General features: G+C 36.5%; 18 protein-coding genes. 7 read left to right on the plus strand and 11 right to left on the minus strand.

Going from position 1 to position 14,748, the window contains the following annotated elements:
• Positions 1–118 precede the first annotated feature (118 nt).
• The 9 genes from O3633_RS01505 to O3633_RS01545 all read right to left on the minus strand — a co-directional run bounded on the left by O3633_RS01505 (position 119) and on the right by O3633_RS01545 (position 6,693).
• Positions 119–2,710, minus strand: coding sequence for an SEC10/PgrA surface exclusion domain-containing protein (locus O3633_RS01505; protein WP_371620146.1), 2,592 nt, complete (start codon positions 2,708–2,710; stop codon positions 119–121).
• Positions 2,711–2,963: 253 nt separating this feature from the next.
• Complete coding sequence (locus O3633_RS01510; RefSeq protein ID WP_371620147.1) at positions 2,964–3,281, minus strand: hypothetical protein; 318 nt, start codon at positions 3,279–3,281, stop codon at positions 2,964–2,966.
• Positions 3,282–3,718: 437 nt separating this feature from the next.
• A complete protein-coding gene (locus tag O3633_RS01515; protein WP_371620148.1) occupies positions 3,719–3,985 on the minus strand; it encodes a thiopurine S-methyltransferase in 267 nt (88 codons plus the stop codon).
• A 63-nt stretch (positions 3,986–4,048) separates the two neighbouring features.
• On the minus strand, positions 4,049–4,915 hold the full coding sequence (locus O3633_RS01520; protein ID WP_371620149.1) for a replication initiator protein A: 867 nt from the start codon (positions 4,913–4,915) through the stop codon (positions 4,049–4,051).
• Positions 4,916–4,918: 3 nt separating this feature from the next.
• A complete protein-coding gene (locus O3633_RS01525) occupies positions 4,919–5,086 on the minus strand; it encodes a hypothetical protein (RefSeq protein ID WP_371620150.1) in 168 nt (55 codons plus the stop codon).
• 68 nt (positions 5,087–5,154) lie between these two features.
• The gene (crcB, locus tag O3633_RS01530; RefSeq protein ID WP_371620151.1) at positions 5,155–5,502 is read right to left on the minus strand and encodes a fluoride efflux transporter CrcB; all 348 of its coding nucleotides are present in this window, start codon (positions 5,500–5,502) and stop codon (positions 5,155–5,157) included.
• The gene (crcB, locus tag O3633_RS01535) at positions 5,496–5,870 is read right to left on the minus strand and encodes a fluoride efflux transporter CrcB (RefSeq protein ID WP_000712088.1); all 375 of its coding nucleotides are present in this window, start codon (positions 5,868–5,870) and stop codon (positions 5,496–5,498) included. The genes crcB (O3633_RS01530) and crcB (O3633_RS01535) overlap by 7 nt, the downstream gene beginning before the upstream one ends.
• Entirely contained in the window at positions 5,867–6,133 is a 267-nt protein-coding gene (locus tag O3633_RS01540; protein WP_049549300.1) for a chorismate mutase, read from the minus strand. Before O3633_RS01540 ends, crcB (O3633_RS01535) begins: the two co-directional genes overlap by 4 nt.
• A 116-nt stretch (positions 6,134–6,249) precedes the next feature.
• Entirely contained in the window at positions 6,250–6,693 is a 444-nt protein-coding gene (locus O3633_RS01545) for a flavodoxin (RefSeq protein WP_001162134.1), read from the minus strand.
• A gap of 103 nt (positions 6,694–6,796) precedes the next feature.
• Here O3633_RS01545 and O3633_RS01550 point away from each other — a divergent pair, with 103 nt between their 5' ends.
• Positions 6,797–7,732: a DHH family phosphoesterase gene (locus O3633_RS01550; RefSeq protein ID WP_371620152.1), complete on the plus strand. Its 936-nt coding sequence runs from the start codon at positions 6,797–6,799 to the stop codon at positions 7,730–7,732.
• 96 nt (positions 7,733–7,828) lie between these two features.
• Positions 7,829–8,071, plus strand: coding sequence for a type B 50S ribosomal protein L31 (locus O3633_RS01555; RefSeq protein WP_000710764.1), 243 nt, complete (start codon positions 7,829–7,831; stop codon positions 8,069–8,071).
• 105 nt (positions 8,072–8,176) lie between these two features.
• On the opposite strand, the gene O3633_RS01560 is transcribed toward O3633_RS01555, so the two are convergent.
• On the minus strand, positions 8,177–9,334 hold the full coding sequence (locus O3633_RS01560) for a tyrosine-type recombinase/integrase (RefSeq protein ID WP_371620153.1): 1,158 nt from the start codon (positions 9,332–9,334) through the stop codon (positions 8,177–8,179).
• A gap of 71 nt (positions 9,335–9,405) precedes the next feature.
• The gene (locus O3633_RS01565) at positions 9,406–9,957 is read right to left on the minus strand and encodes a helix-turn-helix domain-containing protein (RefSeq protein ID WP_371620154.1); all 552 of its coding nucleotides are present in this window, start codon (positions 9,955–9,957) and stop codon (positions 9,406–9,408) included.
• Positions 9,958–10,109: 152 nt separating this feature from the next.
• Between O3633_RS01565 and O3633_RS01570 the strand changes: the two genes are divergently transcribed.
• From O3633_RS01570 to mobV, 5 genes are all read left to right on the plus strand, one after another.
• Positions 10,110–10,388 carry a DNA-binding protein gene (locus tag O3633_RS01570; RefSeq protein ID WP_371620155.1) on the plus strand — a complete coding sequence of 93 codons (279 nt, stop codon included), beginning with the start codon at positions 10,110–10,112 and terminating at the stop codon, positions 10,386–10,388.
• A gap of 8 nt (positions 10,389–10,396) precedes the next feature.
• Positions 10,397–10,729, plus strand: coding sequence for a replication initiator protein A (locus O3633_RS01575; RefSeq protein WP_371620156.1), 333 nt, complete (start codon positions 10,397–10,399; stop codon positions 10,727–10,729).
• Positions 10,730–10,739: 10 nt separating this feature from the next.
• Positions 10,740–11,381, plus strand: coding sequence for a thioredoxin domain-containing protein (locus O3633_RS01580; RefSeq protein WP_371620400.1), 642 nt, complete (start codon positions 10,740–10,742; stop codon positions 11,379–11,381).
• Between the two features lie 292 nt (positions 11,382–11,673).
• Complete coding sequence (locus O3633_RS01585) at positions 11,674–12,519, plus strand: replication initiation factor domain-containing protein (protein WP_261050028.1); 846 nt, start codon at positions 11,674–11,676, stop codon at positions 12,517–12,519.
• A 282-nt stretch (positions 12,520–12,801) separates the two neighbouring features.
• The gene (gene mobV / locus O3633_RS01590; protein ID WP_371620157.1) at positions 12,802–14,271 is read left to right on the plus strand and encodes a MobV family relaxase; all 1,470 of its coding nucleotides are present in this window, start codon (positions 12,802–12,804) and stop codon (positions 14,269–14,271) included.
• Positions 14,272–14,748 lie beyond the last annotated feature (477 nt).

A 14,748-nucleotide genomic window follows, 5' to 3' on the forward strand; every position in this document is an offset into this window, starting at 1 on the left:
TGTTCATTGGATTATTTTCTATCGGATATATTTGATGGATCTCTTGCTCTAAAATATACAATTATCATTTTTCCTCCAACCAAAAAGTCACCAAGAAACCTTGATGACTTTAATAAGTTTAATTTTCCTTAGATTCTCGTTTGATTTTCAACAGACTTAAAAGTGAAACAGTTACCATTCCCAAGAACCAAAGACTAGATGCTTTTTCTCCCGTCTTAGGTAATTCGTATGTTGCAGCGGGTGCTTGATAAACTGGATCTTTGACTTTGGCCACTGCCACTTGTTCGTGCACATACTTCGCAGTCTTTCCATTTTGAACCACTGGAGTAGAATGAGTTCCATCTTGTTCAATGCTTACTTTTTGAACAGCCAACTCTTTTTGATGCTCAATTTCTTGTTGTGCTTCCAGATAATCACGATAAGCCGACAACAACTCTTTATGAGCCTCTAATACCTTTCTTTGTTCTGCTTTTGCAGCTTCTAGTTTTACTAGTGCTAACTCAAGAACGGATTTCTTTTCTTTCAAAACTTCTTGAGCAGATTCAAGATTCAGTTTTGCCTTTTCTAAGAGTTGTGGGGCATTTTGCAAAACTTCCACTCGCTCTTTTGATGCTTTCAAGGCTTCAGTTGATTCTGAAAGTAAAGCTTGACGACTGAGGACAAGTTCTTTAATTCGAGTAAGTTCACCTTGTTTAGCAAACAATGCCTCTTTCTCAGCAGTCAAAGCTTCATTCAGTGATTCCCATTCAGTTTGTTTTTCAGCTAGTTTATCTTTAGCTAACGCAAGTGCTTCACGTTTGTTTTGTACGTCTGCATTCAACTGTTCCAAAGCCTCTTGCGCTTGTTTGTTTTCTAAACTAGCTTTTTCAAGGTTTCCTTCCGCCTGCTTTAACTTATCTTCTGCTTCAGGAGTTTTTAAAGCAATATTCTGAATATCATTACGATTAGTCACTGCATTTTGCGCAGTAACTTCTGCTTGAGTATATTCTGTCTGTGCTTGTTCTTTTCTAGCTTGTGCATCCTTACGATTCGTTTCCGCAGTATCATAAGTATCCTGAGCCTGTGCCACAGAATTTCTAGCTACTTGAATTCTTTCCTGAAGACTAGCTAGATTGTTCTTAGTATCAATTTTAACATTTTGATGGAAACCATTTTTCAGCAAATCAATTGTTTTAGAATCTGTTCCAACATAGTGCATCGCAACTAAACCAAGATCTGTCTTTCGGGTTGCTACACCGATATACTGTAGCGTGACTGACTTACGATCAAGTCCTGCAAAGTTTAAAGCATGGCCCCAATCAGCGTGCTTATCATAAAACAGCATCATAACCATGTTGTTGTATGCCTGTTGTTTCAGATCAGCTAATGTGACTACATCATCTGCATTTTGAAAGCCAATATTTTCAGCAAGCAGACCTTGATTCCCCTGATTCAAACCAACTTCTTTCGCAACAGTATTCAAAGCATCTAGGTCATGCCCATACTGATTAGTTGATAGCTGAGTTGCTTTCTGTGCCACTTTCTGCATATCTCGATTCACTAAAACTGGAATATCATCTGTTCCCATCAATTGACGGAAATCATTAATCAATTGTGCATTGAAAATGGCAAGTTCATCTTGAATTTCAGCAGATAAATGGTTGACATCAGCAATCACAGTCTTTTTATCTGCTTCACTCTGCTTAAATGGAGAAGTTGGATTACCGTAATAAGTCTCACCACCATCTGGCGAGCTAAATCCAGCAGCAGTCATACCTCTCTTGGCAATTTCTTGTAACTTATTTGAATTTTCTTCAGTGGGATTATTGAAGTAAGTTTTTAAAGCTTCTACATAGCCAGCAGGATAAGTGATAGAGGTCGTTGTCAAACTATCCAGGATACTTTGAGCTTTAGATAGATTCTCTTTAGCTACTTGATACTGATTTTCAGCGTTAGTAGCTTGAGTGGTTGCTTGATCTAGTTCCTGCGCTTCCACCAACCTAGTTGCTTCTGTACTCGTTACCTCTTCTTCTGCCTGTTTCAACTTAGAAGCACGTTGTTCATCTGCTTTTTTAGCAAGTTTCAACTCTTGTCGAGCTTGTGATTCAGCTTTTTCGCTCATTTCCAAGTTTCGCTCAGCAGCTTCAGCATTAGCAACAATACCCGCAACTCCAGTTCCGTCTAAAATAGCTTGTTTTTCAGCTACAATTTGTTCTGCATCTGTAACTTCTTTTGTTTTGTCAGCAAGCTTTCTCGTAGCTTCTTTGACATTTGCTTCCTGATCAGTAACATTCTTTTCAGCTAGCTTTTGTTGCTTTTCAGCAGAAGACAGTTCTTTTTGAGCCTTCTTCTCAGCAATTTCTTTTGCAGAGACATCTTCTTTTGCATCCTGGATATTTTTAGGAGTAGCTTCCTTGACTACTTTCTCCGCTTGAGTAACAGTTTCTGTAGCTTCATCAATTGCTTTCTCAGCATTGTTCACCTCATTTTGAGCTGTGTTTACAATCTCCTCATGTTTTTTTACAACTGTGTTTGCCTGATCCACATTTGCTTTGGAGATAGCAACATCAGTTTCTGTAACTGTTTTTTTAGTTGCTGTCTTCTGTTGGCTCCCTGAAATTGGCTCTGTAGGTTTTAATTCTTCTGCGGAAGCTTGAGTCGTTGCTCCAACAGCCGCCGTTGCGATTGCGCCAGCTAATAAAACTTTCTTAACTTCATTCATCATTTCCATTTGATTTCTCCTTTTTGATATTACTTAAAACAATGCTTATTTGAATAGTCTTTTAGTTCTCGTGAGATTTTATCAGACAATTTATTTGGAATAAAAGTCATATATACTAGAATCCCAGAGGCTAAAAGAATAACTGTAAATATTATCTGTATAATACTCATTTCTTCACCTTTTCATAACATCACCTATCTGCTTTCAGCAACAAAGAAACAATTCCTTGCTCCCCAAAACAGATAGATGAGGACTCTATCTGTTAAATTTTACCGCTAGGTCGGTGATAACCTTTACCGGTTAGCTGTAAGATAGTTTTATTACCTTGCTTAATTCGTCTGGCAACTAAAATATCTCCACGTTTAATGGTGCGTATATCTCTATAGATTTTAGAGTATTCTGCAATCATTTCAACGGTTTGAAGTTTTCCTGCCACATATCCTTTTTGGGGAATAAGACCATGCTTACTAGTTAATTTCATTTCTTCACCACTTGCAAGCCGTGCGGTTGCATCACCTTGCAAACCTAGTCGTCTTAAGTCAGTGAGTGTAACCTCACTAGTTGATTTTATTTGATTCATATTGTCCTCCTTTTTGAATCAAAGGCTGATTTACAGCCATGCCGAGTTGATGCCGTACATCTCTACTGTGTTTTTTACGCACGATTTATAGTTTAGAAATCGCAAACTCTTTCGTCTTACGGGACAAGTCAACCGTGACTTTACATAATGCAGTCAGCACTAGATATACTTTCTAGATACACACCGCCCCTGTTCTTCTTTTTATGCCTAGACTGCGCTAATCGGGACAGTGGGATATTCAATTTTCAAAGGTCAAAAGTAGTTTTATGACTTGCTCAGGTCAAATATTTTAGAAATATGGGGCTATCTTAATTCCAGTCTTCACCTACTAAAGAATCGTAATCTTCTCCACAACACGGACAGAATCCGCATTCCTCAGCAGAATCGAACTCTGTATCACACATTGGACAATCTACTAGCATGGTAATCTCCTATCCTTATTTTTTCCGATAGGTTATCTTCTTCACCCATCTAGGGTTGATAGAAAACGGTGGAGTCACTGATGTAAAATTCATACTCGCTCCTGTTCCAAATGAACTTGATACCAATTTTTCTAGTTCCTCCAGATTGAAAGTGATAGAAATACTTTCTACCGTTTTATCAAAATACTCTACAATCATTTCAACTTCTTGAACTGGTTGGGAAGGTGTAGCTTTCATAGCTTGCCCTCTGTAAATTCTCTCTTGGCTATTAAACAATCCCATAAAGTCAACTCTCTTTCTTTTAGCAATTTGTTGTAATTCTTCTTAACTTGATATATTTCATTTTCAATTATTTCCCATACATTTCCTAGCATTACTATTATAAATTGCAAGTAAACCATTATAAACGTATTCAGCAATCACTTCTGATGAACGGGCAAATCGCATATTTTCTAAAGCATATCTATAACGTTCTTCAAATGGCATCATGATATAAGTCGCCATCGTATCTGAGTAATTTTCTTCTAACAGCTGAGAATAAACTAAATCATAGATATAATCCTTATCATACCTGCTAGCTTTATCAACTTTTCTAGAAAGACTGTCTTGTTTATTATTTTGGGAATTTTTAGGGAATCTCTCCTCGTCCTCCTCAGAAATAACTAATTCAGTGTCATTACTATTAGTCTCACTATATTCAGTATCGTTAGTGGCTAAATCTGACACCAGCCCCGTATAAATCTGACACCCCCCTGGTGTTTTTTTGACACCCCCCTGGTCTAAATCTGACACCCCCCTAGTGTCAGATTTGAAATCACCTGATTTATCAACCATTCTAGCAACTGTGTCATCTTGCAAGAGACCAAGGTAAATTCGATTAGCTAGATTTCCTGATTTACTTGTAGATTGTTGAACCTCATGAATTAATCCATACTCTGTGAGTTGCTTCTTAATTCTTAATAGGGTAGATTTCGAGCAACTTAGTATCTTCATCAAATTAGAGTTGGAATAAACCAGATAAATATTTCCATTCTCATCAATCCAATTATTCTTGAAAGAAAGATCTAGTCTATCTTTAAGCATGGCATAAGCGACTTTTGCATCTAACCTCATATCCTCATAAATAGGATTTTCAAACAAAACCTTTGGTAAGGCATAAAAGCGATCAGATGTCTGATAATGGCTAGCACTAATAAACTGAATTTGTTTCATAAATTACACCTCTTTCAGTCTAAAGTCACCATTCATGGTAAATCCTATCAACCCAAAGGCCTCAAGTTCTCCTATACTTGCTATTATTTCTTTTCGTGTTGAACCTGTTTCCTTCATCAAAAACTGGATTATAATCTCTCTTGAAATTCTCTCCTTACTTTTTTGTCTCATAATTTTTCCTCCCAAAATACAAAAAAGAACTAACGGATTTTCCGTTAGTTCAATATTTTCTATTTATCTCAAAACACTAGACACTTACATAGCAAAATTCCTAAAAAAATTGCTACTAAACCACCTAAGTAGGTTAAGAGAAAATATCTGTAAAAGATCTTCTTATCAGTTAAGAGTTTTTGGAGTTCATCATTCAAGGTTGAAAAAGTGGTTAGACCTCCACAGAAGCCTGTAGCAAGGATAGCATAGAGCTCTTTATCTTCTACATAATTGTAAAATAAACCAATTAAAAAACAACCTAAAAGATTTGCTAGAAGTGTTCCTAATGGTAAAACTCTCTCTTGATTGAGGGTAGAAAGGAAATAACGAACAAGCGCTCCAACGCCACAAGCAAGTGCTAAATACATGATTACCATTTCTTCCTCCCTAAACAATAAGCCAATAAAAGCCCTCCACCAATGCTCAGAACTAGATAAATTATCAGACTTGGATAAGAACCTGTATCCAGCAATTTTACGGCATCTAACACGAGGCTAGAAAAAGTGGTCAAACCGCCACAAAAGCCAGTACCAAGTGCTAAAATCAGACCCTTACTGCTCCCCTTATAAACCAAATAACCTTTGACTAGATAGACTAAACAGAAAATTCCTAGATAGTTGACGACTAGTGTTCCCCATGGAAAAGCTGGACTGGTTGGCAACCATTTGGAAATCAAATAACGGACAAGACCTCCTAGCATGGCAGCTAGAAAGATTCCTAGTGGGTAAAATTGTTCTTTTTTCATTTGATGTTTTTATCCTGATAATCGCGCGAACGTTTGAGAATGTCTGAAAAAGTCGCGACAATTGTCTCTTCGTATTTTTTATTGCTGACACGACTTCTGACTTTTTCAAAGATAGCTTCTTCTCTTTTAGTGTCCAAAATCGGTTTTCCTGAAGCCTTTTTATAAGCAACTACGCCTTCCACAAGATGCATTCTTTCTTCCAAGAGCTTCACGATTTGATCATCAATTTGATCGATTTCTTGTCTAATAATATCTAAATCCATAGAGTCTCCTTTTATATTTGAATGATTTTAGCAAAAATCTTCTAGATGGAATGGTACATTTTTAGGAACAACAAACAAAAACTGCACTGACAACTTTCATCAGTGCAACTTCATGCTTATCCTACTTTAGCAGCCAATTCTTCTGCAAATTGTTCCAAGCGTTCGATATCTTCTTCTTCTGCAGAGAGATCCACTTTGACGCACTCTGAGCCCTTTTCAGCTCCTGTTGCCACAAATACACGATCAAAGTCATCAACAGCTTTACAGAACTCATCGTAGAAAGTATCGCCTGATCCTACCACACCGTAGATCTTGCCACTCAAATTAAGATCTGCTAGGTCTTCGTAGAAGTCCATCATCTCATCTGGTAACTCTCCATCACCATAAGTGTAGGTTGCAACGATTGCGATATCTGCTTCAAGAAAGTCAGATGCGTCAACAGTTGTACACTCATCAACATCTACCTCTAAGCCCAACTCACGCAATTTATCTGCTACAATATCTGCAATTTCTTCGGTATTACCGGTCATACTGGCAAATACAATTTTTGCTAATGCCATATCGTCCTCCTCAATTTATCTTCCTCCATTATATCACATCTTTTTCATTTTAAAAATAAAAACTCTTGTGCTACAATGAAATAAGAAAGAATTGAGGTTACTTATGGAAATTTGCCATCAAATTTTAGAAAAAATTAAAGCATACGATACCATTGTCATTCACCGTCACATGAAACCCGATCCTGATGCCTTAGGAAGTCAGGTTGGACTCAAAGCACTTCTGGAACATCATTTCCCAGAGAAAAATATCAAGGTAGTTGGTTATGATGAACCAACACTAACATGGCTTGCAAAGATGGATCAGGTTGCAGATAGTGACTACCACGGTGCTCTTGCAATTATCTGTGATACAGCCAATACTGCTCGTATCGATGATAAACGTTATATCAATGCTGAAACCATTATTAAAATTGACCACCATCCAAATGATGAAGTATACGGAGATCTTGTTTGGGTAGATACCAACTCGAGCAGTGCCAGTGAGATGATTGCTCTCTTTGCTGAAGCAACTAATCTTGAATTATCTGACTATGCAGCTAAAATGCTATGCGCTGGAATTATTGGCGACACAGGCCGTTTCCTTTATCCATCAACTTCTGCACGTACTCTTCGAATTGCTAGTAAACTAAGAGAACATAACTTTGACTATGCTGAATTAACACGTAAAATGGACACTATGAGCTTTAAAATTGCTAAACTTCAAGGTTATGTCTATGATCACCTAGAAGTTGATGAAAATGGTGTCGCACGTGTCTTACTGACTCAAGAAATTCTAAAAACATATCAAGTAACAGATGCAGAAACAGCAGCCATTGTTGGAGCTCCAGGCCGTATCGATACAGTTAATCTTTGGGGAATCTTTGTCGAACAAGCAGATGGCCACTACCGCGTACGTCTTCGCAGTAAATTCGTTCCAATCAATGGTGTTGCAAAGGAACATGATGGTGGAGGTCACCCACTTGCAAGTGGTGCTAACTCCTATAGCCTAGAGGAAAATGAAGTCATCTACCAAAAATTAAAAAACTTACTGAAAAAATAGATAAAAAGCTTGCCAAACTTATCAGAATCTGATAGACTAGTATGGTAACAATCTATGGCTCGCAAAGAGACCATGGCAGAAAGGAAATATTGCAAAATGAAAAAAGATATCCATCCAGAATATCGCCCAGTTGTCTTCATGGACACAACTACTGGTTACCAATTCCTTAGCGGTTCAACAAAACGCTCTAACGAAACTGTTGAGTTCGAAGGCGAAACTTACCCATTGATCCGTGTGGAAATTTCATCAGACTCACACCCATTCTACACTGGACGTCAAAAGTTCACTCAAGCAGATGGACGCGTGGATCGTTTCAACAAAAAATACGGTCTCAAATAATCAACCGCATTTATTGCTTAAAAACGTTGATACAAAGCCTTTTCCAAGAAATTGGAATTGGCTTTTTTTTGTTTTTAGTACCGTTTTTGGTACCGTCTTGGAAAACTAACCTTTTGCACTATCCAGGTAATCTACAAATTTTTTGATAGCTTTCTCCTCTCCTGCTATTGTAGAATGGCTATAAGTGTCCAAGGTCATCTGACTACTTGCATGCCCTAACCTTTTAGCTGCATTAACAGGATCAACACCCGTTTCAATCATCAAGGTAGCATGAGTATGCCTGAAGCCATGAGGAGTTATCTTCTTCAAGCCATGTTTTCTGATGATGCGCTTTAGAACACTATTGATATAGTCCTGATATAAAGGTTCTATCTTTCCGTCTCGGTCAACAAACGTAAAAATATAATCGCTATCAATCAATGGGGTAACTGACAGTTGCCCCTTTTCTCTTCTGCTCTTTTGTTTCCACTCTTTCAAAATCGATACTGTCTCAGTATCTAAAGGGATTTGCCGTATGGAAAACCTGTTTTTGGTGCTTTTCTCAACTGCTTTCCCCTTGATTCTACCTAGATTTTTGCTGATAGAAAGTAATTGATTATCAAAATCAATATCAGACCACCTCAAAGAATACAGTTCCCCTTTCCTTAAGCCACTATAGGCCAACAAACGAAATAAAGCATAGTTTTTATAAGACTCTTCTACCCTAATAATAGCTAAAAACTCATGCAACTCCTCAACGCTAAAGAAGTTATCTGACTTCTTCCGCTCTATTTTTGGGAGTATCGTTTGCTTCATTGGGTTGTCTGTAATCAATTTCATTTTCAAAGCAAAATCAAACACTTGACTAGTATAGGATTTGACCTGTTTGATATTTCTAAAAGTTTGCCCTTTTTCGGTAATAAAGTCCTGGCATTGCCAAGGAGTAATTTTGGAAATTTTCATCTTTCCAAGAACTGGCAAGATATGAATTCTAAACAAATCATCTGTACGGACGCTTGTCGTCCTCTCTACTGTGTTTTGATAAGTTTTGAACCATTCATCAAAAACTTCACCAAAACTTTTCTCAGAAGCTCTCAGAAACCCTGAGAGGTCTCCTGACACTGTTTTGTGGTAAATCATAGCTTCATACTGTCTAGCATCTCTAAGACTCTTAAAACCGCTTTTAAAGAAGTCTTGACGTTTACCATCAATCACTCTGTAGATTCTGACCTTATAAAGATAACCTGATTTAGACTTTTTAGCCTTATATTTAATAATAGACATTCTAATTTCTCCTTTATTTTTTAAGGTTTCGGGGCTTATAAAATAAAGAAATCATGATTGTCTGTTATTTCTTACTCTTCTTGCAATCTCTTGTATTCGTCAGAATTTATCCATGCCTCCCAGACATAATGATAAGGAGAGTCTTCTGCACTTGATTTGTTAATCATGAAAGGAATAAGGCCTTGTTTTTCATCAGCTATAAATTCCTTAATAGCTTTAACCAAAACAGGGTTGAAGCCTTTTTTGCTTGCTAGAAAATCAATGTAGTCGGATAGTGCCTCTGACTGATTGAGTTCTCTAAGTATAATGGCAAGTTCATCACCAAATGGAGTCCATTTAGTGATTTTATTTTCTATACTTGTACCTTTTGTCAAAACTTTATAGAAATCCTTAATCATTTCTTTAGGTGCGCCTGGATCTTTTAGTACAGGATTGTCATCAAGGCCTAGCAAGTAAGGAATAGACACTCCGAAGTATTCTGATAGAATTTGCGCATTTTTAGCATTCGGACTTCTACTTCCTTGGTTGTAATTTCCAAGAGTAGAGTATCCTATACCAGTTGCCTCACTTATTTCTTTAAGAGATAATTTACTGTTTTTAACAAGTGTTTGAAAGTTTGTCAAATAATCATCCTCCTTTTAAGCATATTATAACACAAATTACACAAAAGAGAAAAAACTCTTGACATTAAACACAAAAGGGATTATAATTTAATCCAAGATACACATTTGTGTATTAGATTCGGGGTTTATAAAATTAAGAAAGGGGTCAGAATATGACAGAAAACTTTACTATCAACCTCCCAAAAGCAACAGAAAAGAAGTTGCTTGCCCGTTACGATACCATGCTTCAGAGAGCTATCGAAAAAGCCTTTGAAGATCAGGAACTGTATAAGCCTATGCTACGAATGTCAGGTCTATGTCGATGGCTTGATGTATCAACTACTACCGTTATCAAATGGCAACGTGAAGGCATGCCCCACATGGTCATTGACGGAGTGACCTTGTACGATAAACACAAAGTCTCTAAATGGCTACAACAATATGAAAGATAGGAAATACTATGACTTACTTTTTTGAAGATAATTGTTACTATATCCCTAAAATCCTCTTTCAAGACGCTTATTACCAAGATTTGAGTATCGATGCTATAGTAGTTTATACAATCCTGAAAGATAAACAAAAGGAGGTTACAAGTAAAGGATGGATCGACTCTGAAGGCAATATTTATCTGGCCTATCGTTTGTCTGAAATGCAAAAGATGTTCGGTGTAGGAAAAAAGAAAATGATTAATATCCTACGTATGTTGGAGGAGCACAATCTGATTGAACGAGAAAGAGAAGGTGTATTCTACGGATACAGCTTGCCTTATCGGATGTATATCAACGAAATATGAGGTGATGAAAATGATAAAAATATTCTTTGGCAATGATCCTGGTATTCGAGCACAGTTAACCCAGCAGCTAACTTCCTACTCTATTAATTTTCAAAGTTATGAAGAGGAACAACTTACTGAACAAGTCTTTCTGGAAATGTTGAAACAGACAAGTGATTTCTTTGATTTGCTAAATCCTAATCTAGTACACTACAAACTGGATAATCGACTTAGCCTCAAGCAATTTATTCATCGAATTTTATCTGATAAGAATAAATATTTAAGACTACCAATTGCAATTGTAAATGACCGAGTTTACTCTGGAGTATCAGTAGAAGATGTTCGCATATTTATCCCTAAAGAACGTAGAAAAATTGAAAGACAGCATCTCTTCAAAAAATTTGAGGAATTAGAGGCAGGGGCCCTCTTCTGGAGAAACTTTGACTCATTTAGAAAACAGTCAGAATTACGTTGGTTTGAACTGTATGATTTATTATTTGCTGATGAATCTGACGATTTAGGAGAAATCAAAAAAGCTAAAGACCGATTCTTTGCATACAAGAATAACAAACAAATTCCTCCTGAAGATATCATCGAAAAAATCCAAAAAATATTTTTGATTGAAAGAGTGGACCTTTTTCAAAAATCTATTTCAGATTTACAAAATTTCTAGTCCAAAAATAGTTATGAAAACGACTATGAAAATATTTTGAAAATGAGATTTTGAGACTAAATTTTTGAGCCTCCTCAAAATTTATAACGCGTGCGCTTCTAACAGCACGCTATGTTCCCATTTCGTGGGATTTTACTACACCCATTTTTTGGCAAGTTTGACCGTAGCAAAATGAAAATGGTCCGACGAAGTCGGCTTGGGGTTGCTCCCCCAAGAATGTCATTTTACGGAGGTCTTTACGCAGACAAAAAAGAGGCGCCGATAGGCGACCTCTAAAAGAAAGGAGGTTTATTTGGATTTAAAAGTTAGTTTAGATAATATTACTATAACTGCTGAAATACGCCACAGTAGTTTCAATAATTTTAAAAAATTAGTTAGCAACCATATTGCAATCATCACTCAAAAAGCTATGACAGATATGTTTCAAGCCTATACCAAGTCTGGGGGGCAAGTTATCCTCCATTTAGAGTATGATAAACTAAAAGGACAAGCTCGAAATGCTCGCCCTTTCCGAATGGAGTTTAATCCTAACAAACTCCGAACAGTTGATACTGAAATTCTTAATACGATTATACCATATCTCGAAGATATTTCAATCACTCGAGCTGACTTAGCTTTTGATTTTTTTAATCTTGATTGTAGTGAATTCATTTTAGAAAAGAAGGGACGACCTACTGCAACAAAAGAATGGAGAGATAAAAATGGTAAGCTTGAAACAAAATATCTAGGAGCTTCAAGGTCAGAAAAACAAATTCGACTATACGATAAAAAAGTTGAACAACTGACGAACGGAAGTGAAGATGAACGACAAAACGCACAACAATATGAACATTGGTGGAGATTAGAATTTCAGTTACGAAGTCGCTCCGTTGAAAATATTTTTGAGGTTATTGACACTATTATATTCAAACCGTTTTATTTTGAAACTCTAGGAATTGAAACACAACTCTATCTATTAGCTTTAACACGTGATAAAGGAATCTGGAATAAAGTTAGCAAAAACACTAGAAGTAAATACAAGAAAATTTTGGAAACTCATCAAACTTCCGATACTGATTATTTGCAATTGATGAAAAATCTGTTACATAAAGAACGACCCAAACTAGAAAAACAACTTGCTTTTTATGGGGGTCGTTAGGCATTCTTCGGAATGCCTTTCGCTCTTCGGAGCGAAACAAAAAGAGAAGTTTGTGGCTCGAACTTCTCTTTTCATCGGACTGTTTCGACAGTCCGATTGCTCTCTTTCGAGAGAGCAAAACCGTCGGAGACCGCACACTTTTCCGGAGGTAAAGTATAGTGCGTTATACTTTGCTTGGAAGTAGTGCCGTCCTCAGTAAAGAAAACCGCATAAAGGCTTGCTTATGTGTGGCAATTTTTAGCCACACGCTCGGCGACCCTTTGAGCCGAGAAAGGACGAATTATGAGTTACGTTGTAGCCAGAATGACGAAGTACAAATCAGGTAATTTAGGTGGAGCTTACAGACACAACGAACGTATTTTTAAGCAACACAGTAACAAGGATATCGATATCGAACGCTCACATTTAAATTATGAATTGACAGATAGAGATCGCTCTATGTCGTACGAAAAGCAAATCAAAAACTATATAGACGAGAACAAAATTTCTAAACGAGCTATTCGAAAAGATGCCGTTCTCTGCGATGAATGGATTATAACATCTGATAAAGATTTTTTTGCTAAACTTACTTCCGAGGAGACAAGAAGATTTTTTGAAACTTCTAAAAATTATTTCGCTGAAAACTATGATTTAGAAAATATTGCCTATGCTAGTGTTCACCTAGACGAAAACACACCCCACATGCATATGGGAATTGTACCAATGAAGCAAGGAAAGTTATCATCCAAATCAATTTTTAATCGTGAGGAGTTGAAAAAAATCCAAGATGAACTCCCAAAGTATTTATCTCAACATGGTTTTCATCTTCAACGAGGAGAACTTGATAGTACAAAAAAACATTTATCAACACAGGAATACAAGGACAAGCAAGAGGTTCTTCAAAAAATCGAAAAACAAATTGACGAAAAATTCGATAAAACAATAGAATTTAACACCCAACTAAACCAAATGAATAAAGATTTGAAAAATAAAGTTGAAGATATAAAAATAGTTGACGAGGAAATAAAAAACAAACTCGAAGAACTTAAATTCATAAACGAAGAAAAAAATGAAATGCTATCAAACCTAGATCATGAGCTAAGTGAAAAACAAGATACACTATCACATCTTGAAAAAGAAATTAATATCAAAAAAGAAGATCTAGATATCGTAGATAGCATCATAGGTAGTAAAAGTGAAACAATTGATAGTATGAACCAAGATATAAAGACAAAACAAGGTACTATCAACGAACTTACCAAGCAACTTCGAGAGTACCTTCAAAAATATCAAAACTTCGACGGACTGAACATCAGTCAGCTTGAAAGTGGAACGATAGGTAAAAAAACTCTCGATGGCAAAATTAAACTCTCCCCTGAAACACTTAATAATCTAATAAAATCTGTAATCCAACACTTCTACGAGAACCGCCAACTGTCACAAACTATCCAGCAACAAAATAAGGAATTAAATCTACTGAGAAATGTAGCAAGTAATAAAAATGAGATATTAGACGAACTTCGAGAAACTAAAAATCAAAAACGAATTTTAGAAATTGAAAACAATAGCTTGAAAAATAAAATTTCACAACTTCGTGACCGTCTAAATATAGCCAGCAGAAAGCTTGGGGTATGGAGAAATCAGGCTAAAAACTACATGAAACAAAAGGAATTCCAAAACCTTACAAAACAACTTAATGCTTTCAAACCTATTAAACTTGTTGGTGCTGTCAAAGTCATCAAAAAAATCTACGAACAAACTCTAGAACGCTGAACAACCTCTTTATGCCGAGAAAACTTTTGACAGCAAGCTATGACGAATTAGACTAGTTGGGTCGTGTCGGCAGACTGGAAAGTTGCCGACCGATTACAACAGGAATAAAAAGTCATAGGTTACTTGTTGTCAAAAGGAAATTGGAATAAAACAATCAAGTATAAGCCAATTGTTCCAACCACCTAAGGTAATATAAATTATTGTTGACATTCTTTATTATTTATCCTAAACTATAACTAAGGATAGGATAACGTAGGACGACTGGTAACAGATCGTTCAAAGGTGCCATTTTCTGGTACTGGTATGGGACTGCCTTCAGCCTTGTGCTGTAAAGACCCCTGACTACCATCGGTCCTGTTCGTTTCACTCTTGGATTATATTCAAGAGTTTTTTCTTTGCAAAAAAAAATCTCAAATACCTGAGACATCTTTCTTTATTTTATAAGCTCCGAAACCTTAATTTTTGGTACCTTTTTGG

The sequence above is a fragment of the Streptococcus sp. 27098_8_22 genome (assembly GCF_041432415.1).
Taxonomy (GTDB): Bacteria; Bacillota; Bacilli; order Lactobacillales; family Streptococcaceae; genus Streptococcus; species Streptococcus pseudopneumoniae_M.

Bases quoted from the DNA above. Each gene is read 5' to 3' on its own strand.
- O3633_RS01570 (WP_371620155.1), top strand. From the start codon at position 10,110: ATGACAGAAAACTTTACTATCAACCTCCCAAAAGCAACAGAAAAGAAG.
- crcB (WP_000712088.1), bottom strand. From the start codon at position 5,870: ATGAAAAAAGAACAATTTTACCCACTAGGAATCTTTCTAGCTGCCATG.
- O3633_RS01510 (WP_371620147.1), bottom strand. From the start codon at position 3,281: ATGAATCAAATAAAATCAACTAGTGAGGTTACACTCACTGACTTAAGA.
- O3633_RS01580 (WP_371620400.1), top strand. From the start codon at position 10,740: ATGATAAAAATATTCTTTGGCAATGATCCTGGTATTCGAGCACAGTTA.
- O3633_RS01545 (WP_001162134.1), bottom strand. From the start codon at position 6,693: ATGGCATTAGCAAAAATTGTATTTGCCAGTATGACCGGTAATACCGAA.
- O3633_RS01575 (WP_371620156.1), top strand. From the start codon at position 10,397: ATGACTTACTTTTTTGAAGATAATTGTTACTATATCCCTAAAATCCTC.
- O3633_RS01540 (WP_049549300.1), bottom strand. From the start codon at position 6,133: ATGGATTTAGATATTATTAGACAAGAAATCGATCAAATTGATGATCAA.
- O3633_RS01555 (WP_000710764.1), top strand. From the start codon at position 7,829: ATGAAAAAAGATATCCATCCAGAATATCGCCCAGTTGTCTTCATGGAC.
- O3633_RS01505 (WP_371620146.1), bottom strand. From the start codon at position 2,710: ATGGAAATGATGAATGAAGTTAAGAAAGTTTTATTAGCTGGCGCAATC.
- crcB (WP_371620151.1), bottom strand. From the start codon at position 5,502: ATGGTAATCATGTATTTAGCACTTGCTTGTGGCGTTGGAGCGCTTGTT.
- O3633_RS01560 (WP_371620153.1), bottom strand. From the start codon at position 9,334: ATGTCTATTATTAAATATAAGGCTAAAAAGTCTAAATCAGGTTATCTT.
- O3633_RS01525 (WP_371620150.1), bottom strand. From the start codon at position 5,086: ATGAGACAAAAAAGTAAGGAGAGAATTTCAAGAGAGATTATAATCCAG.
- mobV (WP_371620157.1), top strand. From the start codon at position 12,802: ATGAGTTACGTTGTAGCCAGAATGACGAAGTACAAATCAGGTAATTTA.
- O3633_RS01515 (WP_371620148.1), bottom strand. From the start codon at position 3,985: ATGGGATTGTTTAATAGCCAAGAGAGAATTTACAGAGGGCAAGCTATG.
- O3633_RS01520 (WP_371620149.1), bottom strand. From the start codon at position 4,915: ATGAAACAAATTCAGTTTATTAGTGCTAGCCATTATCAGACATCTGAT.
- O3633_RS01550 (WP_371620152.1), top strand. From the start codon at position 6,797: ATGGAAATTTGCCATCAAATTTTAGAAAAAATTAAAGCATACGATACC.